The following is a 23,958-nucleotide window of genomic DNA, read 5'->3' as shown; positions in this document are numbered from 1 at the left end:
CCCGCGGTAGCCGTTGTGTCGCCTTGCCGCTTCGCGTTATTCTGCTTGCCTGCCATTCGAAGGGAATCGCCCATGACCCGCTTTGCCGCCCCCATCGCAGAACAGATCTGGGATATGAAATACCGTTTGAAAGAGGCGGACGGCGCGGCAATCGACCGCACGGTCGAGGACACCTGGCGCCGCATCGCCCGGTCCTTGGCCGAGGTCGAGAGCGATCCGGCGCATTGGGAAGAGCGGTTTTTCACCGCGCTCGAGGATTTCAAGTATCTGCCCGCCGGGCGCATCACCGCGGGTGCCGGCACCGAACGGTCGGTGACGCTTTTCAACTGCTTCGTCATGGGCACGATCCCCGACAGCATGGGCGGCATCTTCGAGATGCTGAAAGAGGCGGCGCTGACCATGCAGCAGGGCGGGGGGATCGGCTACGATTTCTCCACGATCCGGCCCAAGGGCGCGGATGTCAAAGGCGTGGCGGCGGACGCTTCGGGGCCGCTGTCCTTCATGGATGTCTGGGACGCCATGTGCAGGACGATCATGTCCGCGGGGTCGCGCCGTGGGGCGATGATGGCGACGATGCGCTGCGACCATCCGGATATCGAGGATTTCATCGGCGCCAAGTCCGACGCCGCGCGGCTGCGCATGTTCAATCTCAGTGTTCTGGTCACCGATCCGTTCATGGATGCGGTCAAGGCGGACGGGTCGTGGGATCTGCGGTTCGGCGACAAGGTCTACAAGACCGTGCAGGCGCGCGACCTGTGGAACCGGATCATGCGTGCCACATACGATTACGCCGAACCCGGGGTGATCTTCATTGACCGTATCAACCAGGCCAACAACCTGAGCTACTGCGAAACCATCGCGGCGACCAACCCCTGCGTGACCGCCGACACCTGGGTCACCACGCCCGATGGTGCACGGCAGGTGCGCGATCTGATCGGACGACCGTTCGAGGCATTGGTCGACGGAACCGTTCATTCCAGCGGTCCGCAGGGGTTCTTCCCGACCGGGACCAAGCCGGTCAAACGGCTGTCGACACGCTGCGGGCGCGTCTTGCGGCTCACCGCGGATCATCTGGTACGCAAGGTGACGGCACGCTCCCGCTGGCGGCTCGAGACCGCGTGGGTCGCTGCCGGAACGCTGTCCCCCGGCGAGGAGGTGATGTTGCACGATCATCGCGGGGCGCTGCTCCGTGAACATCCCGAGGACGCAAAGGGCTACTTGCTCGGCCTCCTGATTGGCGACGGCGTGATCCGGGATGACAAGACGCTGATTTCGGTCTGGCCCAGGCCTGCGGTGGCCAACGGTTCCTTCGAGCTGGATCACGTCATGTCAAAGGTCGAGAAGCTGTTGCGCACCCTGCCGCACCGCGCGGATTTCGCAGGCTGGCAAAGTGTGGAAGGTCGGGGCGAATATCGGATCGGCACCGTCGGGCTGCGCGATCTTGCCGCGCGCTATGACCTGTCCCGAGGCCGCAAGACGATCACACCCGAGATCGAGGCTGCCACGCCCGGATTTGTCGCCGCCGTGCTGCAGGGGCTTTTTGACGCCGACGGATCGGTGCAGGGCAACCAGCAGAAGGGTGTGTCGGTGCGTCTGGCACAAAGCGACCTCGCCCTGCTCGAAGCCGTTCAGCGGATGCTGGCGCGGCTGGGAGTGAACGCCTCGATCTACACCGACCGCCGGCCAGAGGGCAGCACGACACTGCTTCCCGATGGCAAAGGCGGGCAGAAGGCCTATGAGGTCAAGGCACAGCATGAACTGGTGGTCAGCGGTGCGAACCTGCAAGTCTATCAGGCACGCGTCGGGTTTGCCGATGCGGACAAGGCGCAGCGGCTGTCGGCGGCGCTGGGCAGCTACAAGCGCACTCTCAACCGCGAACGGTTTGTTGCGCAGGTCAGCGAAGTGGAAGAAGACGGCGTCGCCGAGGTGTTCGATGTACAGGTGCCTGGGGTCAACGCTTTCGACGCAAACGGGTTTTATGTGCACAACTGCGGCGAACAGCCCCTGCCGCCCTACGGCGCCTGCCTGCTGGGGTCGATCAACCTCGCCCGGCTGGTCACCGACCCGTTCGAGGATGCCGCGGCGCTGGATGCGGAGGCGCTGTCGGAGCTTGTAACCACGGCGATCCGGATGATGGACAACGTCGTGGACGCCTCGAAATTCCCGCTGCCGCAGCAGGCCGAAGAGGCACGCCAGAAACGCCGCATCGGGCTGGGGGTGACAGGCCTTGCCGATGCGCTGCTGATGCTGGGCCTGCGCTATGGCTCGGAAGAGGCCGCCGCCCAGACCGAGGCCTGGCTGCACGCCATCGCCCGTGCCGCCTACCTTGCATCGGTCGAACTGGCGAAAGAGAAAGGGCCGTTTCCGCTCTTCGATGCCGAGGCCTACCTTGCCTCGGGCACGATGATGCAGATGGACGAAGACGTGCGCGATGCGATCCGGCAGCACGGCATCCGCAACGCGCTGCTGACCTCCATTGCGCCCACTGGCACGATCTCGCTTTACGCCGGCAACGTGAGTTCGGGGATCGAGCCGGTCTTTGCCTATGCCTACACGCGCAAGGTGCTGCAGAAGGACGGGTCGCGCACCGAGGAAGAGGTGGTGGACTATGCCGTGCAGATGTGGCGCGAAAAGCATGGGGACGCCGAGCTGCCCGGTTTTTTCGTGAACGCCCAGACGCTGGCGCCGCTGGACCACGTGCGGATGCAGGCGGCGGCGCAGAAATGGGTGGATTCGTCGATCTCCAAGACGATCAACTGCCCGGAAGACATCTCTTTCGAGGATTTCAAGGAAGTCTACCTGCAGGCCTGGGAGAGCGGCTGCAAGGGCTGCACGACTTACCGGCCCAACGAGGTGACGGGGTCGGTGCTGAGCGTGGCTGAGGAGAAGAAGACCGCCCCCGAAGTCATCGCCCTGACCGACGCCGAACCGCAGCAGCCCCATGGCGACGTGGTCTACATGTCGGAACCTCTGGACCGGCCGCAGACGCTCGAGGGCAACACCTACAAGCTGAAATGGCCCGACAGCGAACACGCGATCTACCTCACCATCAACGACATCGTCGTGGGCGGTCGCCGGCGGCCCTTCGAGGTCTTCATCAATTCCAAGAACATGGAGCATTTCGCCTGGACGGTGGCGCTGACGCGGATGATCTCGGCGGTGTTCCGGCGCGGCGGCGACGTGTCGTTCGTGGTCGAAGAGCTCAAGGCCGTGTTCGATCCGCGCGGCGGCGCCTGGGTCAAGGGCAAATACATTCCGTCGATCCTTGCAGCCATCGGCGGCGTGATCGAACAACACCTGATCGCCATCGGTTTCCTCGAAGGCGAGGGCATGGGCCTGAAGACCGACCCGCAAGCCCGTGTCGTCAACCTCGACGCCCCCCGCGGGAAGGTCTGTCCCAGCTGCGGTCAATACGACATGCGCATGGTGGAGGGCTGCATGACCTGCGCCAGCTGCGGCCATTCGAAATGCCAATAGTCATTGACTAAGTCCACTTAGTGTTTTTACGGGCGTAGTTATGCCAAAACCCGTGAGTTTGCCTGCCAAGGGTCGGGACCTGTTTTGCCAGGAGCCCGTTAGGGATTGAAATCACTGGGTTTCTTGAGAACGCGTATCCAAGCCTGTTTTGGTGGGAAAATGCTGCCGTGACATTCCTGCTGGCAGGTCCCCCCTGAGTTCTCCGGCATGAGTAAAAGTTCGGCCCGCTTCCCTTCCGGGAGGCGGGCCGTTTTTCCTTGTCAGTTTCTGCTTTTATGGGGCCCATGGCCTCGCTGCCCGCGTGACAACGTGGGTCTTTTTCCTACAGCAATTCCGATCCATGGTGTCGGTAGTCGGAGCTCCGGGCCATCTATTACCCAAGGCGGCGCATATTGGGTGATTTTGACGCGTGACATGAGAGCGTTCCGCGCCTGAGGCAGATGGAGACAGGACACGGTTCCCAGAAAACTGATCGGAGGGCGTAAGTTGGCGGTGTACCGAACCCGACAGGAGAAAAAAGGGCGGCTTTCGCCGCCCTTTTCCGGGGTGCCTGCGAATTTCCTATAGGGATCGCCAGCGTCGCAACGCACCCTCGATACGCGCGTAGGCCTGGATCGCCTCATGCTTCGAGTGATGCCCGTCGCAGAACTGGTGGCCGTAGGTGTCTGCGCGGGTGTCTTCGATCGTGTAGCCGAGCGCGAGAAACGCCTCGTGCGCCGCCTCCGTCAGCCCCTCGGGGTGCGTCGGCGAGGTCATGACGGTCACGCCGGCGATCTCCCGGCCGATCTGCGTGTAGTGACGGTCCACCCACACGTGGACATGGGTCAGGCTGTGCATCTCGATGAGCCACAGCGTCACGTCGCAAATGTCCTGCTCCAATCCGAACTCATCGGGACGGACGCTCAGGCGGCGCTGACGCGCCACCTGAAGGGCACAGCGTGCCCCGGTCTCATTCGGCATGACGGAACCGCGCGAGGAGCTCGCTGATGCGTGCGCCGTGCCACCGTGCCATGTCGGAGGCTGGCAGCCCCCTATCGTGACCGATCCGGTCGAGCGACGAGGGGCTCTGCTCGGCCAGGATGCGTCGGATGTCGCGCAGCGCGGCCTCGACGGCATCGGTATCCGGGATCGGCCGACCGAAGGCGCCATGGAGATCGCAGAGAGAAGCGAACCCATTCCTGTCATCGAGCGCGTCGAGCAGGTCGCAGAGACTCGCGCCGTGACGGCGGAGGTGCTGCTCGACAAAATAGGTCGCGCCGAGACGTGCCTCGGCGGTGTCGAAGGTGTTGGTGTTTAGCATGATAATCTCCCTTTCATGCGGTGGCGGAAACGATGGAGTTTTGCCTGTTCTTCGGCGTCATGTTCCGTGCGTCGCGGGAGACAGGGTGGGTTCGACCGGCTCCTTTCGATTGGTTGCCAAGGCTGGCCTCGGGTGCTGATGAGAAGGAAATTAGCCGTTCATTCCGACCACGAAGGGGAAATGTGCCGGCCGAGAAATTTCTTGCCAGTTCCTGTCTCGCACCGCCACAGGCGTTTGCGGCGGCGCGGAGTTGGGCTTTAGGCAGCGCGTTCGTCCGCGGCTCTGACGATCCCGGCCGCGTGCAGTGCTTCGTCGAGACCATCCGCCAGCAGGCAGATCTCTGGCACGATGGGATCGTCGGGTTCTACCATCGCAATGCTGCTTGAGTCGTCCCAGTCATCATCATCTGCGTGATCGAGAAACAGGATCCGGCGAAGTTCGATGAGCAGGCGCTGCACGCGGCACGTCATCCGCCCGCGCTGGTCGAGGCCATCGCGGATGGCGTTTACCAGGCGCGCACCGCGCCGACCTGCCAACAGCACGGCCGCATGACCGAGCGCCTCGTCGTGTCCGGAGAAATAGGCTCGCAGGGCCAGCTCTCCGGTCGGAATTACGCGGTCTTCCGCGCCGGGGATGAATTTCGTGTGAAACATGGATCCTCCTTTGGTTTCTTGGTCCCGGGTATCGCCCCAGGGGTCAGGGCGGGTCGGAGATCCGTGTTGGTTGCCGGTCGCCGTAGCGGACGCCTCTTCAGAAAGGGCAGGAGATCGGCGTCGGGAAGGATGTGCGGTTCCTCTCTCTCTTAGGGTTCCGGCGCGGTCTGTGCCCCGGGATGCAAGGAACATTGGTCAGATCTCTTGAGGACGAAGAAGTTTTTTTGAACTTTGCTTTGCCCGGCAGGCTGTCTCCGGGCCAAATCCGGACCTCTGCATGGGAGATGAATGCTGCGGTGCGGCTTCCCAGAGCGGACAGATGCCAATTGCAAGGCTAAGTTGCCCCTTACCAGTTTGAGCTGTAGCCTGACGCGAACATGCGGGAGGCTTGCTTGGACGAAGAAATCTCAAAATTTATGCTTTTGGCTGCCAAGCTGGAGTTCTTTTTGGTCAATCTCACCCAAGACTTTGCCCATGTGGATGGAGAGACGCGGGTAGTTAGGGGCGTCAACTGGGACCGGATCGGCCAATCATTGGAAGGCAAGCATCCTTTCGAAGAGTTTGATTTTGTAGGGTCGGGATTCCAAGTCTTCAAAAGAACGACCCCTCAACTTCTGGTAGCCAAAGATGGCAGCGGTTTGAAATGGGACAGTGATGAAATCGAAGTTTGGTCTTGGCAGGTATTGTTGGGGCGTAGTTACGCGCAGTTACGGAATAACGTTGCACACGGAAACAAGGCTCAGCTTTCGGCGCCTTTCACACACGATCGAACAAGGGAGTTTCTCGAAGCAGGGCATCATCTGATCCACTTTATTGCGGGCGAGTATTCATCGGATGAATCATGGAGCTACGCAATCCAGTTCTCTTAACATGTTTGTCTTGTCAGGGTGGAAGCTCACGCAATCTAAACGCAAACAGCCCACGGCCGATCTTCGAGCCAAGTGCAGTGAATGACCGTTCTTGGCCCTTTCTCCGGCATTCGTTCGATTCACGGCATTGGTTAAAACAGGCGGGAATGGCCAACCGTTGACCCGCGAGCGAACCTCGTGAGTGTTGTGTCTTGAAGGCCCAAACAGGCCGACGATTTGAGCTCTCTGAGTTGACATTATTGCAATCGGTTGTGGTATTTGAAGTGCTTCGACCTCCAATGAAGCATAGATGCTTGGATGCGGAAGAGCGACATCTCAGAAAAATCTCGAAGAATATAAATGTCGGCATGGCCAGATAAGATGAGAGGCGAGTAATATGAATTGGTTGGAATGGTCATCCGCGGTCATAGGCTCGACGGCATGGCCCATAGCGATCAGCGTTGTCGCGCTGATATATCGGGGGCAAATCGGCCGGCTTCTCAAGCGGATTAAGGGAGCAAAGTATGGCAACGCCGAAGTCTATTTTGGCGCCGAATTGGACAAGATCGAGGCGCAGGCCAGCGGATTTCTGACACGGTCAGAAGCAGATGTCGGAGAGACTTCAATCGAGGCATCACAGTCCGCGACGCGGACAAACACAGACTGCGAACGGGCTTCCGATGATGGTCCTGAGACGATTCAAATATCCGAACGGCAGGATCGTTTCACTGAGATAGCCAAGCTTTCCCCGAGTGCTGCCGTGCTCGACGCTTGGCGTGATGTGGAGCTGGAGTTAAAGCGCTCCTTTGAGAGATCCGGTCTGCCTCGGGAGAAGGGAATGATTGCCCCGCTCCAGGTGGGCATGAAGCTATATAAAATGGGTGTCATTCACGCGCACACGATGGAGATGATCAGCCATCTCCAGAGTTTGCGGAACGCGGCAGCCCACACCGAGGAAGTTAGCGTAACGGATGCCTACCGGTTTAAGACGTTGGCCAACAACGCAATCGACCGGCTTCAATATGATCTTGCGCGGTAGATGGAGTGGTCGGAAGGTATGCTGACCTGCCTATCAACAAGCTGAAAATGCTGCAGTGAGGGTTGGCAGGCAACTCCCGGAGTTACCGCGACTGTCTGAGCATAGCTGCCGTTCGCCCGAGGTGCAGCAAACGTCCGCTGTCCGCCCGATCTGCCGGAATGTCTCGAGCGGCCCTTTGCGGACTTTCATCTTGGAGTTCGTCACTGCAATGCGGCGTCCGCTTAGCTGCCGTTCACGATGGCCAACCTCATGTGCCTCTTGCCGGGCAACGCCAATGCAATTTAGGATGGAGCATGCTGCCGATGAAAAGATGCTACCGCCTGTTTCAAGCTATTTTTCGTCGTTTGTTGACAGAGTCGATCATCGGCTGGGGCCGAGATACATCCAGAACCACAACCGAGCACTTCTCCTTTAAGTGAAGTGGAAGGTCATCTACGAGCATTGCCTCAAGCGCTTCGGCGCTGTCTGGCCCGTCGGCGCCATCGTTTCTCTTCGCGGCTTTGAATTCCGTGCCGAACCAAAAAATGAGATAGATCCCGAAACCGCAGGCGTCCGGATCGGCGGCGTAGCCCGCCAGCTGGGTCGAAGCGGCCGTCCAGAGTTCGCCGTTGTAGTGTCTCTTGGCTTCAATCGGCAGATTCTTACCCGCGTGGCTCAATATTAGGATGTCGGCTCTGGTGTTTTCGCCGCGACGTGCCTCGGGAATGCTGGCGGCAATGCCATATTTTTCGAAACGCGGACGAAACAGTTCCAGAAGGCGGTCCCTGTCCTCATTCTCGATCTGTGGTTCTGTCGCCGCTCCATACTTATCGGTGTTCCAGAACCGCTTCCAGGGTGTCTCGCTTCCTGTTCTCAGGGTACTCTTGTATCGGTCGATTTCCTCGAGAACTACGGCCGCAAGATCCGATGCAGATGCCGGGGAGCCGTTTGCGAGCACGCTCATCAGCTGGATTACCGAAGGTGCTGAGAATTGCTCATCCCTCAGCTTGCGAGCGTGTTCCGCAGCTGCATGCGCGATGTGCGGCGCCCAACTTGCGTCCACGGTTGGAGCAAGCTTTTTCAGGCGCTCTCCCGCATCAGTTGCATCGGATGCTCCGAGGCGCTGAATGGCCGCTCGCACAATCCCACTTCCTCCATCTGAATGCCACCAATCATTGTCGCGTGCCTGATATCTTTTGCCGAGAACGCTTATCCTGATGTGGTCCAGCAGATCGATGTTCGGACACGACTCGTTGAATGCTTGCACAAGGTCCCCGTTCGGAGCCAACAGCGCCGCTTCAAGATCTCTTTCCGAAAACCGATCGGCAAATTCCTCGGGCTTCAGCGCGAGGCCGACGAACGACCAAAGATCTAATTGCTCCCGCTCGAGATCATCGCGATCGAGTGCAAGCCTGACAAGCTCTGTGAGTTGACTGCTATCTAAACTGGCCGCGCATGCGGAGATCGCCTGCTTTAGGGCGGGCTCTGGAAGTCCCGGTCTCTCGCCAAGTAGGCCAACCATGCACATGGATACCAGTTCCGGCCTGTCTGCACTCGTCAGATAATGGATAGCGTCGAGGTCGTCATCGCCCGCATCCAGAGCGGCGTTCCAATATTGTACCATCATGGCAGCGCCTTGATCAGGATAGCGAGCCAAGCGGTCAACTGCCCAAGCGGCGATCGAAGGATCATCGTCGGAGCTGGAAATAGGCTTGCCGAAGCCCGACCAACGCAATTATCAAGGGGGACGCATCGATGTCGTTTTCACGCCCGTGCAATAGCGCTTGATGCAACCCTGCGGCTACGACAATCTCTTGCGGGAATGTCCCGCGCTTGGCTTCGGCCCTGCCGAGATCCTGGACATCAACCTTGATGTCAGTGTTTATCGCAAACTGGACCAACCCTTCGGCGATCGCGGCCGCGATTTGCTCATTCGTGTATTTTACAACTTTTTGAAGCGGCGCTTCGTCCTTGCGGATGCAGCCATTACGATAATGGTCGGCAGCCCACCTCAACACTCCGAACTGGTCAGCAGCTCCGCTTGCGATCCCTGCGAGTTTCGGCGTGAGTTGAACCACATTGCCATTCCGCGATCTCTCTGTTTCTCGCTCCTGTTTCACTTTTTGCTTGGCCTCCTTCTTCTCCCATCTTGCGTTGGGGTCAGAGAGAATTGACTTAATGAAACCCTTGAAGCCGTGTTCCTGCTCAAGCAGCGACACGATCAGATCTTTCCATTTCGGCCAGTGCGTTTCACTACGCGCTGTATAGGCCGCGATCTGAAATAATTGCTTTCGCGCCGCACCTTTCTTCGTCGCTTTTGCTCGATCCAATAAACCGCGGATCAATGGGTCTGACGGCAAACGCCTCGTAGTGGAGACGTATTCGCTTGTCACCAGCCAAGGACGGTCTTGGGAGCAGGTTTCATCCATGTGGGCGAGGAAAAACTCAAGCTCACGAACGTCAGAATCGCGATCAATCCACCTCCGAATGGCCTCAACAACTTCGCTGACAAGCATATCCCATCGATGTTTCCGGAGATTGCCAATCCAACATAGAAGACGCACAGCGGATATGTCCGGGTTGGCATCAATTGTGATGACAAACGCGCGTTCGAGGAGTGATTGAACCTGAACTGTGTGCTGGTGCTTTGTTTCGCTTCGTCCAATACCTTTGTCGAAAAAGTCCGGTCGCGGAGACCGCGCGATCGCTATGCTTAGAGAGACCAGCGAACCAATATCGTCGTTGTCTGCGCCATCACGCGTTTTCGCAGAAACGATGTTAAAATCCATTAGTAGTGCATGAAGATCGGAAAACTGAACATCTTGAGCTGAACCGCTTGAAAGGATGCAGGCGCGGATCGCCACTTGGTCCCGGTCCACTGTCATGCCGGCTAAATCGTCCAATAGTCCACGTTGCATACCGTCCGTGTCGATGGCTTTAGAGACGAGGACTCTGGCCGCCCTCTCCCGCATCCAGAGTGGTCGCGCAGCGTCGAGCACGATCTCCCGCAACTTCGGCGTCATCCGTTCAACGGGCGGACCGTCGGCGAGTGCTTGAAGGACGGTGACCTGTAGATGGCTGCGGACCTCGGCGTCGAGAACAGCTGTGAAATCATCAGCAAGATCATCGCCGGCAAGCCCACCTATGACAGTAGCGTCATCTTGGGAGGCGAGGAAAAACGGGTCGTTACGATCCAGGTGATAGAGGATTTCTCGTCGTCCATCGGTGTCGAACGCTGCGGCGTCGCCATATGCCAGCACCGTTGTAGCATCATTTCGAATGAGCCGTCTTGCACCACCGGGATCTCCTGCTGATTGCAAATGGGCGGCAAACCACGCAAATAGCCCCCTGAGTTCGCTCGGTGCCTTCTGGTCGCTTCCCGTGATGAGGGCAATCGCACGCCGCAATGGTAATGCGGAAGTTTCTCCAGCACCCGTCACCCTTCTTGCCAGAAAACGCCCTGCCAAAAACTCAGCGACCGTTCGGTGAACGGGCGCGAACTCGTGCCCTTCTCCCCTGAACAGGGCTGTATCCAGCGCGGCTTCGAGAACGCGCGCTTCGAGTCCCAAGGCATGCGTAGCAACATACTCGCTTTGTGTGGAACCAGGACGCAACGCGTTTGAGCGCCAAAGTGCTTTCCCCCCGGAGGCAAGAAGGTAAAAGCTCATCGCGGCAGCCGCGGCGAGGATTTCTTCCGCTCCCGGCCGTGGATCTGTTGCGCGCTGAGGGTCGTGTTCGTGGGCAAGTGACGATGTGGCTCTCGCGAACAAGTCAAAGCGGGAGGTCGGCCACAGGCCGTTCGAAACTACAACCGAGTGAAGCAGTCTCAGACTAAGCGGATTCTCGAGAAATGCATCAGCCCCTCGATTTCGTGCTTCACGGATGAAGCGCTCGGGATTGGTTTCTGCCAGAGAGGCCAAGACCAGTTGCGCCTCGTCCTCGCTCAAAGGCAGGAGATGGGCCACAACGATGGGCATGTTCTTCGCTGCACGCCGCATCGCATTGATGTCGGCCGTTGCGCGCCAATCCTCAGCACGGCAGGTGAGGCGCCATCTGCCAATGTTCCTGCTCGATATCGCGCTGGCGATCCGCAGAAGCTTGTCTTTGCCGCCGTCGTCTGAACGATATTCATCGAGGGCATCAAGATAAACGGTTCCAGACACGCCGATTGGAAAGCCGTTCATCACTTCCCTGCAAGTTGCGACCTCGCCACCCTCGTCACGAGCCTCCTTCTCCAGAGCCGTCGATTTTCCGGCACCGGGCTCACCAAGCAAAACAACATATGGATGGCCGCGCAAATGGCTCAGCGGCTGAACCACGTTCTTTCCTTGAACTTGGAAGGCGACTCGTCTGTCTAAGGGTGCACTTGCCATGTCGGGAAGATACTGATCCGGCAGTGTTCTGAAAACAAGAAGCAGCGCAAACCCACTGCGAAGGACCGATGTCGGCTTTGAGAGCTCGGAGAATTCATGTTATGCGGAACCAGATTTCGTTCGCGTCGACCCGCAATGATCTGCTTCTTCTGGAATGTTATGCGCCTGCCATTCTCTGAGGCGCTCACTATGCTGGCCTCCACTTTGCTCGTGCGTCAGCCCCAGCTGCATGTTGCTTCCGACGCTTCGGGTGTGGATAGTCGGCGGAACATCAAGCGCGCATCCGGAACCACCCCATGCTCCTCAGCATCATCGGGCATGTCATAGCGCTTCTTGCGGCCGGCATTGCCGTGGCTGGCGACACCTGGGATGCGACACGGCGCGGGATCGCGCGGCTGCGCCCGACCGGGTGGTTCGCGATCGCAATCGCACTCGCCGGCTTTGCGGCCTCCACCTTCGATAGCTGGCGCGCCTACCAGGACCAGCTCGAGCGGTAGCGCCTCGCCATGGAAGAAGTCCGGCTGGCCTGGCGTGATCTCGTCGGGCCGTTTCGCCTACTCCTCTGGGAGCTCGACGGGGCACAGAGCAATCCCGACGCGGCGATGATCGAGCGGCTGCTGGCCGACGGGGCGCTCGAGCGCCTCGACAGCATCGATCTCAGGGGCGAGGCGCCGCATCACCACGGCGCCTGGATGGCCAATAATTGCGGCCCGGCCGAGCGGGGGCGCGACGAGCTGCGGCGCTTTCAGGCGATCTATGTGGGGATACTGGAAACCGAGCTCATCGCCGCAATGAAGGAGGTCGCCGCTTCTCACGTGCCGGAGTTCATGTCCGTCTACGCGCCTTGCGACACGGTCGAATTTGATCCCAGCTACCCTTGGCGGCTTGGGTCGATCGTCAATCACCGCGAGATGCGTGGCTATCTCGAGGCACTGCTCGAGCTTCGCCGCGGGATCGACCGTTTTGCTGAGTAGGCCCTGGAGTCCAGCACCGGTCCAGCGCGCCGCACGAAGAGCGCGTTGACCGGGTCGGAGCGGCAATTCGGCAGTGCCAAACGAGTCCTGTTTGTAGAGCGACTCGAATGTCCGTTTCCGTTTCACCGGCATGATTGACTCGCTCGCGCAGAGAATATCCGGAATCCGTCCTTTGTGACAAAATTCAGCCCCCGAGGTGGGCTGACGGAAGCACTCTCACCATTATGAAGAAAGTCTCCGGCATCGAGTGGTGGGCGAGGTTTGCAAGCACGTCTTCGAGATTCCGCAACCGATCGGTCATTCCTGATATTCGCGCCTCTATGCGTCGCTGTTCGGCGGCGGTCTGCCCTTCATTCATTTGGATCTGTTGCTGGTCCTGGATATTGCGTGAGCGCAATTGCTCGATGCTGAGTTGCTTCCATCGAATATATGTTTCGGTCTCGGACGTAAGGATCTGCCTCCTGTCTGAAAAGACTGCCGCTGCTTCCTCGCGCAAATTCCCAAGGCGCAGGCGTGCTTCCTGGATCATTTCGCGTTCCAGTGCGCTGACAAACTTCTGAATTTCGCGAAAAGGCGTAATCGTCTTTTGTATCTGACGGTTCGTTGTCGGTTTGCAGCCTTCGCCAAGGAGGGCTCGAGCGATCTCGTCGGTGGCGACCTCGACAGTGCCGTCAACGGAGACCACGAGGCAACGCGTCCTGACGGCGTCGGGGAACAGGGTAGAAATCCACTGGCGGTCTGAGAGGCGTCCCACTCGTACGGCAGGAGCGTCGTCGTCGCGCACTCTGAGTTGCTTGTCTTTGAGCAACGATGGCCGCCATGCGCTGCGAACCAGAATCAGTGTTTTCCCGAGCAGGCCTGAAGTCAGTGTTTCGTCGGACAAGTGGACACCGACCGGGATCGGCGAAATCGTGCCTGCTTTCAAGTTTGCGTATGCCTGATGGACCAAGTCATCATGCAATTCGTCGCCGGTCGAAAAGAAACGCGCCCGTTTCCCGAGGCGATCCTTTGGTAGCACGACATCTTTTTTGGGTGGCTTTCCAAGGCGATCCCGGCGCCAGCGGAAGACCTCCGCTTCGCGCGTTGTCATCGCACCGAGATTATATGGGCAATTTTCCAAAAGCGGCGGTAAAGACAGTGTCGCGACCCGTTCTCCATCATTGGTCTTTGGGAAACCGCCTTTCAACGCTCCACTGACGTGCAATAGGCGCAACCAGGCGATTCCAGAATGTTCCGACGCGCGAATGTTGCCAACGATCCTGCTGATGTCATCCGAAGTATCCGCATGAGCCGAAACAACGCTCCCTCCAGAGGGATTCAGACCGAAAATGAGCTCTCTTTTCAGTTCACATGCAGCCTGCCTGAAATTGGCCCGACCAGCCGCTGCGTCGGTGATGATCCTGTCGATACGTTGGGACAGGGCTTCGTCGAGGTATGGCAAGGGTTGCTCGAAGACATCCATTAGATCGAGAGCTTCAAGCACCCGCTCATCTGCCGAGCCGGCAACAACCATGCGCCAAATGCCGATGGTGCCAACGGTCCGGTCTTTCATGTAAGCACTGAGCCCGCCGGCCCGCAGCCGGTCGAGACGACCGACGAGCTGGTCGATACGCGAGGCCTGCCACGGCAGGTTGTAGAAGATCATATCGGCGGCGAAGTCGTGCAGGTTCAGGCCAGCCTCGACAAACTCCTCCATGATCAGGACAGTGGACTCGCTCTGAACGGCGCCGACGACATCCACCAGATCGGTGTTGTGGCGGCCACGCATCGTTGCAATGCCGCCGTCTAAGAGGTGCGGGAACATGTCGGACAGGCGCCGTTCCAGCATGTCCACGGTGGGCGTGTCGCCGGCGACGACGATAATGCGCCGCTCTGGATTCTTTTGCCAGAAGCCCAGCAACACGTCGCACAGTTCGTCGAACAACGCGTTACCGGGATTGCGCGACAGGGCGGACTCCACCTCGTCACGCAAATCCGGATGCGCCGCAAAGGTTCGGTGGCGGAGGACGTCACGCAGGCTTGATCCGGCGCGGAACATCTGACGGCACTGCAGCCAAGGTGCCGCGTCCATCGGGGCGTCCCGACCGTCGCGGCAGGCTGCGTTTTGCAGCAGGATTTTTGGCATCTCGGCATCGGAGGGCGCAGTTTGGACCGTGTACACCTTGCGCTTTGGTGCGATGCCGGGCCATTGGCTCCGCGTTTGGCGAAGGATTCGGCGATCTGCCGCGAAGGCTGTCCTGTAGGCCGCGGCGGAGAGGGTGCCGTCCGAAACGCGCGCCTGTGCCGCAGCGGCGTCTTCGACAATAAACTCCAAGGGCTCGCGGCCGAGAAGATTGGCGATTCCAGAGCGTTCCGGCTCGATCGCACCGATGACTGCCCGCGCCCACGCGGGATTGCCCAGACGCGGCGTGGCAGTCAACAGCAGGACATGTCTGAACCGTGGGGCGTCGCGCCGCTCTCGGCACAGGCTGGAAAGGAATGCCGCGTCCTCGAGATTCATGGCGTGGATCTCGTCCACGATGAGCATGTCATAGTCGTCCGGCGAGGGACGCGCCGGTTGCCTGCGGACCATGTCTGCTTTGATCAGGTGTACATAGCCTTCGCCATCGGGATGCTCCTGCTCTTCATCTGCGTCTGTCAGGATGCGGGCCGCGATGTGGCCGCGCGCCGAAAGCTCGACCTGCCACTGGTAGCAAATGCGTTCCGGTGCAACGATTGCGACCCTCAAGGACGGATCGCGTCTGCGCAGGATATTGAGGATCATCAAAGCCTGCACCGTTTTGCCCATGCCGACCTCATCGGCGAGCAAGTGACGGATTTCCGTATCGTCAAGGATGCGGCGCAGGTTTGCGATCTGATGTGGATAGGGGTCAGCCGCGACGCCGAGGGCACCACCCATTTCCCAAGATTCGGCTGCGACGAGGCGTTCGAGGGCGTGAAAGCCCGACTGTGCAAGGTGAAACGTGTTCATGAAAGATCAACATTCGTCATCGCGCGATAGCGCAAGGCAGCGTAGCGCACGGCGCGCGCCGTGAAGCGGTCCGCGCTGAAGCGCAGCAGCCTGCCCCGCCATTCCGGGTCATCCATGACACGTTCCGGAGCCAGGAAAAGGTACAACAAGGCACGTAGGTCCGCGGGCGTGAGCCAGCGTCCGCTTCGGGACTGAACATCCACATGGCAGGAAACCAATGCGGCGATCAGGTCGTCCAGATGGCTGGATTCGTATGGCACTCTTTCGAGACACTCAGCGCGCGGCGCGGGCAGCACGAGTTCAGACAACTCAGGAAGGCGGGCAGCCTCACGAGCGCGGTCCACGAGTCTCGCTTTCGGAGCGTAAGTCATTGGCGAGACGTTGAAGGAATCTTGGTTCCATTCCCAAGTCGCCAGTCCGACCAGAGACGAGATGGCCGATGACCGAAAGCGCAAGATCGTCATCCTGAAGCCAGGATTCCAGCCGTCGCGAACCGAAGCCTCGGGCGAGTTCCCGCAGGCCCGGCAGCGCGGCGCGGGTTACGCTTAGACTGCGAGTCTGATTGAGGAACTCCCTGACAAGTCGTGCCAAGGAGCCATGGACCTCACGTGGAACCATGGCGTTCCGGACAGGCCATGCAATATGCGGAAAGACGGAGGACCAGGCATCGTCAAAAGGTCGCGCGGTTCCGAACCGTCTTGCGCAATCCCGGAACAGATCGGAGATCACGCCTCGTTGCGTTACTGGGACTTCGATCTTGATTGCCGACTCAACCAATGGCCAGAAGTCGGTCCCTGTCCCTCTATATTCATAGCCGATTTCGGTTACGACTACCGCAAGCGACAGTGGCAAGTCCTGCCACGCCCGCCTGGTGAACTGATGCTGCCCAGCCCGCTGGCTGACGTGGTACAGCAATTGCTCGATTTCGTCGCGAGCGAGGCCATGCTCGATCAGGGAGATGGTTCGGCCATCCCGTTGCCGGGACAGGTCCGAAAAAATCTGCGCCAGCAGATCCTCACTGGCAAACAAGTCATTCATCTTTTCATTTCGTCACGCAGACGCCAATAATGGTGCTACATGGTTTGAGCGGTTTACGGCCATTTTCAATAGCTATGTCATTACCTTAGGTCGAGTACAGCGCGGAATGCAAAACACTGATGCCGACACCCTCGAGGCCGTCGCCCCGGTTCAGAAACTCGCCGTGCAGTTGCGCAGGGACGTGCATGATCTCGGGGCGGTGCCGGCATCTCGGGCAATCGCAGGTCTGAAGGCGGCCGCCGTGGCTGACTGTTTGTCCGAGACGGCAGCAAAGCAGCAGGCACAGGCTGTCGTGTCAGCGTTGCTGGCGTGTGGCGACGTCGGTTCCGGAAAATCCTACGGTGACAAGGTCCTGGTCAAACGGCGAATGGTGTCGGTACTGTATCAGGGCGATCGATGCATCCTTCTCGGGGGCGACCCATCTCAAGGTGAACCCCATGGCCTGTTGCGGACAACGGATGTGGTCCCATCCGGTGTCATCAGTTTCCTCGACTGGGTCGGCGAGCTTTCAGGCTCTGACCTCGTAGTGCTCTGGCAAATCCTGGACACAGGTGTCTGGTCGATGGACGCGACTTCCTCCGACAGAGTAACGCGGGTGCTGTGCCTTGCAGGTGTCGTGCCCGACCAACCTATCCTCGAGGATTCATCGGCTTGGCTAAGGGAGTATTTCCCTTTGCCCCGGACAGAGGGAAAGGCTGCCGATCCATCGCAAATGGCAGTCATCGAGTGCTCGGCAAGAGCACGACAAATCATCACCGCCGGGCCTGGTAGTGGCAAAACGCACACCGCCACCGAACGTGTCATCCATCTCGTGAAGCAAGGTCTTCCACCCGCAGGCATTCGGCTCATCACCTTCACCCGGGTCGCCGCCGAAGAGGTGGGCCGTCGTATCTCACATGCCTTGGCCGAGCACACCTACGCCGGCGGTGTCATGTGCGGAACGATCGACTCGCTCGCGTGGAACCTTGTGACCACGCTTGGTGATGGACCGCGCGGTGGACGTGAGCGGACCATCCGCATTGCCCGGAGATCGATCACGGACGGCGAGCAGGCGATGCTGGATCAGTTGGCACGCACCTCACATCTGGTGATCGATGAAGCACAGGACATCGTCGGAGAGCGCCGAATGTTCTGTCGCGCTTTGATCGATGCGCTGCCAGCGAGCGTTGGCGTAACGATACTGGGCGACGACGCGCAGGCGATCTACGGATCGTGGGCTGGAAACAACGGGGGTGGAGGATCTCTTCATGCCGAGCTCAGAGGTAAACACGGTTGGGAGGACCGTTCCCTGACGTCGAACCATCGGACGAAATCAGACAGCTTGCGGCAGTTCTTTTCCCGGGCGCGGACGCTACTCGAGGCCGACGGCGATCCGCGTTCGACCTACCTCGAAATCCGCGAAATGCTCGAGGATGTGGCGACGGACCCGAGCGTGAGCCTGACCGGGCAGGTTTTCCCGTGGCGGGATGATAGCCTGGTCCTTTTCCGGGGCCGCGCGGCAACCGAGGCCGCGTCGGTTCGGCTGACGCGGGCAGCCCGCGTACATCGTCTGAAATTGTCGGGTCAAACCACGGTTTGCGATCCTCTGGTAGGCGCGATTTGCGCTGGTCTTGCTCCGGGCGCCGCAATTCGCCTTGAGCATGTACGCCGGCGGCTTGCAGACCTCCACCCCGCGCCGTTCGATGTGAATGAAGAAGACGTTCTTTCTGACCTTCAGTCCCTTGGCAAAGGGCCAACAGCTCGTCCCCAAGACATCGCGGAAACTATTGAACGTGAGCCGGTGGGACACATGCGCGATCATGTCGGCACCGCGGGGCCGATGTTGGGATCTATCCATGGTGCCAAGGGGCGGGAAGCGACGAATGTTCTTCTCATGCTGCCGCCGGTTCCGTCCGGCGATGATGTCGATTGGCAGGAGGAGGCCAGGGTTCTGTTCGTCGGTGCGACAAGGGCATCGACACACCTGTATCTGGGCAGGGCGCAGGCGGGAATGGTGCGGCCTGGCAAGAATGGCAGCAGATGGTTGCGTGGAAACAGTGGGGGCCTTCTTTTGTCAGGGTCGGAAGGATTGCGCCCGCTCGCTGGGGTCGTTCCTGCATTGTCCGTCTGGGAGGCCGCGTTCCGGCAACCTAACTGCTCTTTCCGGCGGATTGCCTCTGGTGACGGGTCGCCCTGGCATCTTGTCACGGACAGTGGCGAACCGTTGGCGGAAGCCGAAGGCCAATTGACCGATGACCTCGATCACATCGAGTCCACCCGGGGCGGGCTTGCCTCCGGCACATTACGCGTGGTCGGAGCCACGACCGTGGTTGACCGTCGGAGCGATGGCAAAATTCAAGCGGTGACACTGCTGCCGGTGCTTCAGGGCGTCGCGCGTGGCGCCGGGCACGGGGAGAATGACGATGACCAATAATGTTGGGGATGCCGCGCGCCAGCGGATGATCGAACGCCTCAGGCAGGATCTCATGGGGCCCTTGGTGGGTGACGAGATCCTGCACGACAGTCCGTCGGAAATTTACATGACGGGCATCCTGTTCGCTCAGAAGAGCCCACAGGGCGTGGGCGAAACGGAAGGCGCAGTTCTTGTCTCCGATGAGGAAGACGATGCTGCGGCTCGTGTGCCGCCGGAAACTTTTCGCCCGAGTTCGGCCGGTTTGTCATTCGCCGTGCGCTCGAAGGATGGCGAAAACGTCCTGCTCAATGTGGATGTTTCGGCGGCCCGCTACGAGGCTGTGGCCCGTGCAACCTCAGATGAAGGGCGCCCACGCTTCGACTGGACCCGCAAACCTCTGACCGCCCGTAACTCCATAGAACTACCTGAGGATCGCGACGGCGAATATGATGTGCCGGGAATTCCGGATCTGGCGCTATGGTTGCGTAGTCGCAAACACGGCGACCTTTATCTCGTGACGGTCATTCTTCTGAACAGAAACGTGACGCCAAAGAAACCCGAGCCTGGATTGAGGGGTGTTGGCGATTTGCATCAGGTGGGCTTCAGCGTCGAGGCTGACCCAGATTTCGGCCTTATCGTTCCGCGTCCGGACCCGATGCAGCGGATGCCCGATGAGGACCGTGCCACGGCCGCGCTGCTTTATCGCGACGCACCTGACTACGGCGCAGGCCACACCTGCTCCATCCGAAGTGAGCAAATGCCGGATGGAACGGTTCGCCTCGCGACCGAGTGGCTGCCGTCAACTCTGGTCAGATCGCCGGGACCTTTGGGCGATCCAGAATTTTTTGCGAAACTCGTCGCGACGAAGCTTGAGGGGGCCTTGGGGTCCGAGTGGCTGTCTATCGCGCCCCATAGCGATGTTTGTGCGGCGCTCGACGACCTTTGCGCGTGCTACGACGACTGGATCAAGGCTCGAGACGCGGAAGTTGAGGTGCTGCCGACCGGGCTTCAGGAAACGGCGCGGCGACATCTGGATGAGTGCCGCACAGCGTTGGCCAGGATGAGAGGGGGTGTAAATCTTCTGCGGGCTGATGGTCCGGAGCTCTTGGCATTCCGCCTCGCCAACCGTGCACTCTGGCAGCAGAACGAATGGAAGCGGAAGCGGGATTCCCGCATCGGCCCTCTGGTCTGGCGCCCGTTTCAGATGGCTTTCGTTCTGCTGTGCATGGCTTCGGCAGGGGACCGGGATCACACTGATCGCGGTGTGATGGACTTGCTCTGGTTTCCCACCGGGGGCGGCAAGACTGAGGCCTACCTTCTGCTGACCGCATATACCATATTCCTGCGCCGTCAGCAGGGTGGCCCCGAGTCGGAAGGCGTGACCGTCCTGATGCGCTACACGCTGCGTCTGTTGACGGCGCAGCAGTTCCAGCGGGCAGCAGCGATGATCCTTGCCTGTGATCTGTTGCGGACAGGGGACTGTGATTGCCCTGGAATCGATGTCCCTTCCTCGCTCGCGCAAGGCGCGCCGATTTCCATCGGCCTCTGGGTCGGGCGGGATACAACGCCGAACAGGATCGTCGAAACGGAAAAGACCGGCTCACCGGCCCAGATCGAGCATTGCCCGGACTGCGGTTCGCACCTCGACTGGGACATAGCCGCAAGTGGCGACCGGATTCATGCATGCTGTCGTGATGCCGGATGCAAATCAGGACAGGCGCGTGATCACCTTCCGTTCTGGACGGTTGACGAGGACATCTACCGCGAACTTCCGACGCTGCTGCTGGGCACCGCTGACAAATTCGTCCAGATCGTCACAAAGAAGGAAACCGGTCGCCTTTTCGGTCTCGGAAATGCCGATCGGTTGCCACCCGATCTGATCATCCAAGACGAACTGCATCTCATATCCGGGCCATTGGGCAGCATGGCGGGCCTCTTTGAAACTGCCATCGACGCGCTTTGCACCCGGGACGGCCGACGCCCGAAGGTGATCGGCTCCACCGCAACGATCAGGCGCGCGGCGGATCAGGTGCTGAACCTGTTCGATCGTCGCGTCATGCAATTCCCACCGCCCGGATTGCATCATTCCAATTCGGGTTTCGCCTGTGTTGAAGAGGATAGCTTCGGTCGACTGTATCTGGGCGTCACGACGGCTGGACGCACTGGGAGCTACATCTATCAGGCGATCGCGTCGTCGCTCCTCCAAGCCGCTGCCGATCCCAGCTTCACTGACGTGGAGGGGGATCACTACTGGACGCTCGTTGGTTACTTCAATTCGCTGCGCGAACTCGGCAGCGCTTCGATCATAATGCAGGATGACGTCACGCATGGGCTCGAACTGGTATCGGCGCGACGGCAGGAAGAGCCTCGTCACCTGCAGCCGCCGACTGAGTTGACCAGCCGGGTCAAGTCGGACGAAATCCGCGACAAGCTCGTGGAACTGGATGCGACCCGCGACAATGGCGAAGCGGCCGATGTGGTGCTCGCGTCAAACATGATTTCGGTCGGTCTCGACGTCGGGCGTCTGGGTTTGATGCTGGTCAACGGCCAGCCAAAGACCATCGCCGAGTACATCCAGGCAACGAGCCGCGTTGGCCGCGGTCGTGTGCCCGGGCTTGTCGTCACGCTCTACAACGCGAGCAAGTCCCGCGACCGAAGCCGTTATGAGACCTTCCCGACTTGGCATGGTGCCCTCTACCGGGATGTCGAGGCAACTGGTGTGACCCCATTTGCACCGAGGGCGCGGGACAAGGCGCTCCATGCTCCGTTCGTTGCCATGGCGCGGCATCTGGTGCCGGGCATGTTGGACACTCCGGCCGCGGCGGCGGACCACGCGGCCGACCTGAAGGCGTTGATCGATCTGATATGTCAGCGAATTGCCAACGTCGACCCGGGTGAAGCTGACGCTTCCCGTCGCGAGCTTGAAGAATTCCTCAAGCTCTGGCTGCGCCGTGGGGCATTGCCGAAATACTGGGACAACTGGTCGGACAACGGTCTGCTGATTTCAGCGGACGCACAGGCGACATCGAATGCCTCCGGCTTCACCAAAGGCCTTTCACGGGCCACTCCGGGAACGCTTCGCGCTGTCGAGCCATCGACAGAGTTCGTCATCAAGGAAATTGCTTCGTCGGACGCTGAGGAAATACAATGAGCAAGAATGTTGGCAGCATCCGCCGCAGCCAGATCATATCAACCTTCGGTCCCGGATCGATTGTTGATTTCCGTCTGCCGGGAAGCGGCGCACTGCTTTCAGGGGTCATGCAGGGGTTGGAGGCATGGGAGGCCTACACGAAAGGCGGCTACAAGCAGGACGTGGTTCGCGAACCGAGACTTGAAGCTCTGTTGGGCGTCGATCACTTCCGGGCGCCGCCAGTCGGGACCTACCTCAAGGACGGACAAACCAGGGACCGCGTGCTTCCCATGGAACGGTTTCCGGATTGGCTCTCCTGTCCCGAATGCCACGCCATCAACCGCTCAGGACAATGGGCACCCTCGAGGAATGGCGATAGCCTGCATTGTGGCCGATGCCGCGGAAAACCCGCCGTGGTGCCTGTCCGTTTTGTCACGATTTGCGAGAACGGCCACCTCGACGATTTTCCGTGGACGTCGTGGCTAACGCATGAAGCCGAATGTTCTCAGCCAGTCCTGGCGTTGAAGACGGTCGGAGCGGGCATCGGAGGACTGCTACTGACCTGCAAGTCCTGCGGCGCTGGCCGTTCAATGGCCGAAGCGTTTTCACCAAAGGGTATCCCAAAACACAAGTGCGGCGGTGGCCGGCCATGGCTTGGCGGACGCGAGATGGGATGCGAGGCTGCGCCACGGATCACGCAACGGGGAGCAAGCAACGTCTACTTCTCGATTGAGCAGAGCGCGATCACGCTTCCTGACTGGAAGGTGCCATTCAGGGAAAAGATCGCGGACTTCGTCGACATGCTCGATTTCCTCGACGATGAAGACATGAAGATCGCCTTCATCACGAAGAAAGTCCTTCCTACCTGGGACGGTACCGAAAGTGCAGAGCAAATTGCTCGTCGTTTCAGGGAGATTAAGGAAGACAATTCGGGAAGTGAAGGAGATCTGCGGCTGGACGAGTTCCGGATGCTGCTGACGGATACCTCGGCGTCCGACGAAAATGCGATGATCCTGCTGAACCGTCAGCAGCCTGTGCCGGCCACATTCTCAGGGATGATCTCTTGGGTTTCGTCCGTGGAACGTCTTCGGGAGGTGCGTGCCTTGACCGGGTTCACGAGACTGAAGGCGCAGGTCGGTGGCAAGCCGGATGCGGTGCCGCTGTCTCGATCTGGTCTGTCATGGCTGCCGGCCGTTGCGATGCACGGGGAAGGCGTGTTCCTGTCGTTGAACCTCGATGCTGTTTCAGAATGGGAAAACAGGCCGGATGTTATCGAACATCTTGCCCGGCTGACTCAGACACACATGGATACCGCTCGGGCCGAGGGAAAGCAGGCGGATGGCGCGCCATCCCAACTCAACGCACGATACATGCTGATCCACACTTTTGCGCATGCGCTGATCGCGCGCCTGTCCCTCGACAGCGGATATTCTTCGAGCGCCTTGCGCGAACGGCTTTATGTCGGGCCGGATATGGCTGGACTCCTGATCTACACCTCAACGCCCGATGCAGATGGAACCATGGGCGGGCTTTCGCGGCAGGCGCGACCGGCGCGGATGGAGCTACTTGTCCTGCAGGCGCTGGCCGACCATGAACTTTGCTCCGCTGATCCGCTTTGTTCCGAAGGCATGGCGCGGAGTGGCTCGAACGGAAACCACGCGGCCTGCCATAACTGCGTGTTCCTGCCAGAGACGAGTTGTGAGGCTTGGAATGGTTTTCTTGACCGGAGCTTGTTAAGTGCCGGACCGCTCTCTTTTTTCAAGGATCTGGTCGAGTAAGTAAGC

The 23,958-nt window shown here is 59.8% G+C and carries 16 protein-coding genes; 8 read left to right on the top strand and 8 right to left on the bottom strand.

Features of this window, described 5'->3' with window-relative positions; all coding sequences use genetic code 11:
• Positions 1-72: 72 nt before the first annotated feature.
• Positions 73-3,477 carry an LAGLIDADG family homing endonuclease gene (locus tag DU478_RS15410; RefSeq protein ID WP_114511864.1) on the top strand — a complete coding sequence of 1,135 codons (3,405 nt, stop codon included), beginning with the start codon at positions 73-75 and terminating at the stop codon, positions 3,475-3,477.
• Between the two features lie 561 nt (positions 3,478-4,038).
• On the opposite strand, the gene DU478_RS15405 is transcribed toward DU478_RS15410, so the two are convergent.
• The 3 genes from DU478_RS15405 to DU478_RS15395 form a co-directional block, all read right to left on the bottom strand.
• Positions 4,039-4,437 carry a hypothetical protein gene (locus tag DU478_RS15405; protein WP_114511863.1) on the bottom strand — a complete coding sequence of 133 codons (399 nt, stop codon included), beginning with the start codon at positions 4,435-4,437 and terminating at the stop codon, positions 4,039-4,041.
• On the bottom strand, positions 4,427-4,777 hold the full coding sequence (locus DU478_RS15400) for a hypothetical protein (RefSeq protein ID WP_114511862.1): 351 nt from the start codon (positions 4,775-4,777) through the stop codon (positions 4,427-4,429). The genes DU478_RS15405 and DU478_RS15400 overlap by 11 nt, the downstream gene beginning before the upstream one ends.
• A gap of 257 nt (positions 4,778-5,034) precedes the next feature.
• Complete coding sequence (locus DU478_RS15395) at positions 5,035-5,430, bottom strand: hypothetical protein (RefSeq protein WP_114511861.1); 396 nt, start codon at positions 5,428-5,430, stop codon at positions 5,035-5,037.
• Between the two features lie 392 nt (positions 5,431-5,822).
• On the opposite strand from DU478_RS15395, the gene DU478_RS15390 reads away from it, so the two are divergent.
• Positions 5,823-6,299 carry a hypothetical protein gene (locus DU478_RS15390; RefSeq protein WP_233501338.1) on the top strand — a complete coding sequence of 159 codons (477 nt, stop codon included), beginning with the start codon at positions 5,823-5,825 and terminating at the stop codon, positions 6,297-6,299.
• A gap of 376 nt (positions 6,300-6,675) precedes the next feature.
• Positions 6,676-7,317 carry a hypothetical protein gene (locus DU478_RS15385; RefSeq protein WP_114511859.1) on the top strand — a complete coding sequence of 214 codons (642 nt, stop codon included), beginning with the start codon at positions 6,676-6,678 and terminating at the stop codon, positions 7,315-7,317.
• A 325-nt stretch (positions 7,318-7,642) separates the two neighbouring features.
• On the opposite strand, the gene DU478_RS15380 is transcribed toward DU478_RS15385, so the two are convergent.
• A complete protein-coding gene (locus DU478_RS15380; RefSeq protein WP_114511858.1) occupies positions 7,643-8,923 on the bottom strand; it encodes a hypothetical protein in 1,281 nt (426 codons plus the stop codon).
• 61 nt (positions 8,924-8,984) lie between these two features.
• Entirely contained in the window at positions 8,985-11,615 is a 2,631-nt protein-coding gene (locus DU478_RS22700) for an NACHT domain-containing protein (RefSeq protein ID WP_147276366.1), read from the bottom strand.
• Positions 11,616-11,965: 350 nt separating this feature from the next.
• Between DU478_RS22700 and DU478_RS15365 the strand changes: the two genes are divergently transcribed.
• Both DU478_RS15365 and DU478_RS15360 read left to right on the top strand, forming a co-directional pair.
• Positions 11,966-12,166 (top strand): hypothetical protein, encoded by a 201-nt coding sequence (locus DU478_RS15365; RefSeq protein ID WP_114511855.1) that lies wholly within the window; start codon positions 11,966-11,968, stop codon positions 12,164-12,166.
• Between the two features lie 9 nt (positions 12,167-12,175).
• A complete protein-coding gene (locus tag DU478_RS15360) occupies positions 12,176-12,643 on the top strand; it encodes a hypothetical protein (RefSeq protein WP_114511854.1) in 468 nt (155 codons plus the stop codon).
• 184 nt (positions 12,644-12,827) lie between these two features.
• On the opposite strand, the gene DU478_RS15355 is transcribed toward DU478_RS15360, so the two are convergent.
• From DU478_RS15355 to DU478_RS22950, 3 genes are read right to left on the bottom strand one after another with little or no spacing between them, the layout of a single operon-like run.
• Positions 12,828-15,614 carry an SNF2-related protein gene (locus DU478_RS15355; protein WP_114511853.1) on the bottom strand — a complete coding sequence of 929 codons (2,787 nt, stop codon included), beginning with the start codon at positions 15,612-15,614 and terminating at the stop codon, positions 12,828-12,830.
• The gene (locus tag DU478_RS15350) at positions 15,611-15,958 is read right to left on the bottom strand and encodes a hypothetical protein (RefSeq protein WP_158545799.1); all 348 of its coding nucleotides are present in this window, start codon (positions 15,956-15,958) and stop codon (positions 15,611-15,613) included. Before DU478_RS15350 ends, DU478_RS15355 begins: the two co-directional genes overlap by 4 nt.
• Positions 15,942-16,652, bottom strand: coding sequence for a hypothetical protein (locus tag DU478_RS22950; RefSeq protein WP_158545798.1), 711 nt, complete (start codon positions 16,650-16,652; stop codon positions 15,942-15,944). Before DU478_RS22950 ends, DU478_RS15350 begins: the two co-directional genes overlap by 17 nt.
• A 106-nt stretch (positions 16,653-16,758) precedes the next feature.
• Here DU478_RS22950 and DU478_RS15345 point away from each other — a divergent pair, with 106 nt between their 5' ends.
• From DU478_RS15345 to drmB, 3 genes are read left to right on the top strand one after another with little or no spacing between them, the layout of a single operon-like run.
• Positions 16,759-19,065 carry a UvrD-helicase domain-containing protein gene (locus DU478_RS15345; protein WP_158545797.1) on the top strand — a complete coding sequence of 769 codons (2,307 nt, stop codon included), beginning with the start codon at positions 16,759-16,761 and terminating at the stop codon, positions 19,063-19,065.
• Positions 19,055-22,195, top strand: a complete 3,141-nt coding sequence (locus DU478_RS15340; RefSeq protein ID WP_199488356.1) for a helicase C-terminal domain-containing protein — start codon at positions 19,055-19,057, stop codon at positions 22,193-22,195. Before DU478_RS15345 ends, DU478_RS15340 begins: the two co-directional genes overlap by 11 nt.
• Positions 22,192-23,952, top strand: coding sequence for a DUF1998 domain-containing protein (drmB, locus tag DU478_RS15335; protein ID WP_114511850.1), 1,761 nt, complete (start codon positions 22,192-22,194; stop codon positions 23,950-23,952). The genes DU478_RS15340 and drmB overlap by 4 nt, the downstream gene beginning before the upstream one ends.
• Positions 23,953-23,958: the final 6 nt, after the last annotated feature.

Origin of the sequence: Thalassococcus profundi (genome assembly GCF_003344785.1) — a bacterium.
GTDB classification, from domain to species: Bacteria; Pseudomonadota; Alphaproteobacteria; order Rhodobacterales; family Rhodobacteraceae; genus Puniceibacterium; species Puniceibacterium profundi.
Note: the sequence above shows the minus strand (reverse complement) of the source record. Positions and strands in the feature narration are given on the sequence as shown.

What these genes read in the sequence shown, in the direction of transcription:
- DU478_RS15365 (WP_114511855.1), top strand. Translation starts at nt 11,966, where the DNA reads ATGCTCCTCAGCATCATCGGGCATGTCATAGCGCTTCTTGCGGCCGGC.
- DU478_RS15355 (WP_114511853.1), bottom strand. Translation starts at nt 15,614, where the DNA reads ATGAACACGTTTCACCTTGCACAGTCGGGCTTTCACGCCCTCGAACGC.
- DU478_RS15340 (WP_199488356.1), top strand. Translation starts at nt 19,055, where the DNA reads ATGACCAATAATGTTGGGGATGCCGCGCGCCAGCGGATGATCGAACGC.
- DU478_RS15380 (WP_114511858.1), bottom strand. Translation starts at nt 8,923, where the DNA reads ATGATGGTACAATATTGGAACGCCGCTCTGGATGCGGGCGATGACGAC.
- DU478_RS15400 (WP_114511862.1), bottom strand. Translation starts at nt 4,777, where the DNA reads ATGCTAAACACCAACACCTTCGACACCGCCGAGGCACGTCTCGGCGCG.
- DU478_RS15345 (WP_158545797.1), top strand. Translation starts at nt 16,759, where the DNA reads ATGCAAAACACTGATGCCGACACCCTCGAGGCCGTCGCCCCGGTTCAG.
- DU478_RS15360 (WP_114511854.1), top strand. Translation starts at nt 12,176, where the DNA reads ATGGAAGAAGTCCGGCTGGCCTGGCGTGATCTCGTCGGGCCGTTTCGC.
- drmB (WP_114511850.1), top strand. Translation starts at nt 22,192, where the DNA reads ATGAGCAAGAATGTTGGCAGCATCCGCCGCAGCCAGATCATATCAACC.
- DU478_RS15410 (WP_114511864.1), top strand. Translation starts at nt 73, where the DNA reads ATGACCCGCTTTGCCGCCCCCATCGCAGAACAGATCTGGGATATGAAA.
- DU478_RS15405 (WP_114511863.1), bottom strand. Translation starts at nt 4,437, where the DNA reads ATGCCGAATGAGACCGGGGCACGCTGTGCCCTTCAGGTGGCGCGTCAG.
- DU478_RS15395 (WP_114511861.1), bottom strand. Translation starts at nt 5,430, where the DNA reads ATGTTTCACACGAAATTCATCCCCGGCGCGGAAGACCGCGTAATTCCG.
- DU478_RS15385 (WP_114511859.1), top strand. Translation starts at nt 6,676, where the DNA reads ATGAATTGGTTGGAATGGTCATCCGCGGTCATAGGCTCGACGGCATGG.
- DU478_RS22950 (WP_158545798.1), bottom strand. Translation starts at nt 16,652, where the DNA reads ATGAATGACTTGTTTGCCAGTGAGGATCTGCTGGCGCAGATTTTTTCG.